The organism is Micrococcus sp. KRD070, assembly GCF_017168435.1.
GTDB lineage: Bacteria > Actinomycetota > Actinomycetes > Actinomycetales > Micrococcaceae > Micrococcus > Micrococcus luteus.
The window spans coordinates 1-2,467 of the sequence record NZ_JABFNH010000049.1 but is presented as its reverse complement, the minus strand read 5'-3'; the positions used below and the strand labels follow the sequence as shown (position 1 = coordinate 2,467).

The window sequence follows — 2,467 nt, the reverse complement described above, 5'->3', positions numbered from 1 at the left end:
GGGCGAACGGGGCCCTGTGCAGGACCGGACGCCCCGGTGTCGCCGCCGCCTCAGCCCGGTCCCGCCCCGAGCAGGGCCATGACGACGGGCACAACGCCCCAGCACACGAAGGCGGGCAGCAGGCACAGCCCCAGCGGCATCACCAGGCGCACGGCCAGCTCCTCGGCCGCCCGTTCATCGGTCCGCCGGGTCTGCTGACGGACGGCGGCGGCGGTCTCGGCCAGCGTGCGGGCGCCGGCCATCCCGGACCGGTGCAGCGGACGCAGTCGGGCGGCGGTCTCGGCCCACACCGGGTCCGTGTCGAGGCCCACCCACGCCTCGTCCCAGTCCCGGCCCCAGAGCAGCAGCGCCGCCGTGGCCCGCAGGCCGCGGGCGCCCGGCAGGGTCCGGCCGAGGTCGTCCAGCGCGGCGGGCAGGGATCGGCCGGCGCTGAGCAGCGCCGCCAGCACGTCCAGCACGACGGCGGCGCCCACCGCCGCCGGCTCGCGCGCGGCCGCACGCAGCAGCAGGCGCGTCCAGGACCGCCCGGCCAGCCAGAACAGCAGCCCCACCGCGGCGACCACGGCACCGAAGGGCGAGCGGACCAGGTCCCACGGGGAGGTGCCGAGCAGCCACGCGAGGCCGAGGCCGCCCAGGGGCAGCCACTGCAGCAGTCGGGACGTCGCGCCCGGCCCCGCCGCGGCCGAGCGGCGGGCCCGGGCCGCGTCCACGTCCGCCTCGAGGCTGTGGGCCAGCCGCCGGGCCACGGCTGCGGGAGCGGCACCCGCCCGGGCCCCGGCCGCGAGCGCCGCATCGACCAACGCCCAGCCCGGGTCCCGTGCGGGGGTCCGCCAGGGCGGGGTCCCACCGCGGCGCGCCGCCTCCCCGGTCGGCGCAGGCGACGCCGGCACATCCCAGGCCAGCGCCTCGGCCCGGCGTCGGGCGTGGTGATGGGCGCAGCATGCGGCACCCGCCTCGCCCGGGCCCGACCCGCAGGCGGGCAGGGTGCACGCGGTCTCCCGCCAGGCCTGCTCCTCGGTCAGACCGGCCGCGACGAGGGCGGCCCAGCGGCGCAGCACGCCGACGAGCACCTCCGTCTCCTCCTCCGGCCTCGCCCGCCCGGCCCGCCAGGGCAGCAGCGCCACGGCACGCCCGGCGCGGGACCGCCGCGCCGGCCCGGTGGCCGTCGTCGGGCTCACCGGCCGCCCCGCCCCGCCAGCCGCGCCGCGAGCGCGGGCACGCCGGGTCCCTCGACGGTCCGCCCGCCCGTCGCCTCCGTCCCGGGCCGCCACGTGAGGGCGGGCAGCAGGGCGAACCCGTCGGCGCGCGGGTCCGGGACGGCGAGCTCGACGGGGTGCCGCCCGTGGCCGTCCCGGGCGACGTGCAGCACGGCGTCCACGCCGGCGCGGGCCTGCGCGGCCACCGTCTCGGGCCGCCAGCCGGCCAGGGAGGCCATGGCCGTCAGCCGGGCGGGCACCTCGGCGGCGGCGTTGGCGTGCAGGGTGCCCCACGCGCCCTGGTGTCCCGTGTTCAGGGCGGTGAGGACGTCGGCCACCTCGGCGCCGCGGCACTCGCCGACCACGAGCCGGTCCGGCCGCATCCGCAGCGCGTGGCGGACGAGCTCGGCCAGTCCGACCTCGCCGGCGCCCTCCGCGTTGGCGGCGCGGCACTGCAGTGCGACCACGTGCGGGTGATCGGGCGCGGCCTCGGCCGTGTCCTCCACGACGACGATCCGTTCGTCCCCCGGCACCCGGCCGAGGGCTGCGGAGAGCAGCGTGGTCTTGCCTGCCCCGGTCGCGCCGCTGACCAGGACGGTGGCGCGGTCGCGCACGAGCGCCTCGAGGGCGTCGGCCCAGAGGGCGCCGTCCGGCCAGCCGTCGGCCAGCGCGGCCAGCGACGGCGTCGTCGCGGCCGGGATCCGCAGGCTCAGCAGGGTGCCGCCGCCACTGACCGGGGGCAGGACCGCGTGGACGCGCACGCCGCCCACGCGGGCGTCGGCCAGCGGCACCGCCGCATCGAGGCGGCGGCCGGCCCGGTGCAGCAGCCGCACCGCGAGCGCCCCGGCGGTCTCGGGGTCGAGCCGACCGGGGCGGCGGACGAGGCCCTCGTCCCCGTCGGTCCACACCGCGCCCACGCCGTCCACGAGCACGTCAGTCACGCCCGGGGTGCGCACCCAGGGTGCGAGCGGGCCGAAGCCGTCGAGCTCATCGACCAGCGCCGCCACGCGCGGGTCGTCGATCGGCGCGTCGAGGGCCTCGGCGATCAGCGGGGCCAGCGGCGGCTCCGCACCGTCCGCGGCCGACGCGCGGGCCTCGGCCACGCGTCGGCGCACGGCGGCGACGTCCAGCCCGCAGGGGCCCGCTGCGGGTGCGGCGAGCGGCGGCGCGGCGACCTGCGTGCGTTCCGGCTCGGCCGCACCGGTGCGGGGCCACGGGAACCGTCGGCCGCCCTCGGGCGGGGCGAGGCGGGACCGTCGGCCCCGCACCGG

Annotated in this window: 2 protein-coding genes; both read right to left on the bottom strand. The window is 80.9% G+C overall.

Going from position 1 to position 2,467, the window contains the following annotated elements:
* Positions 1-50 precede the first annotated feature (50 nt).
* Positions 51-1,178: a type II secretion system F family protein gene (locus tag J1M38_RS11615; RefSeq protein WP_230956258.1), complete on the bottom strand. Its 1,128-nt coding sequence runs from the start codon at positions 1,176-1,178 to the stop codon at positions 51-53.
* The coding region (locus J1M38_RS11610) for a CpaF family protein (RefSeq protein WP_206501274.1) at positions 1,175-2,467 on the bottom strand (1,293 nt) is incomplete at its 5' end. The genes J1M38_RS11615 and J1M38_RS11610, both read right to left, overlap by 4 nt.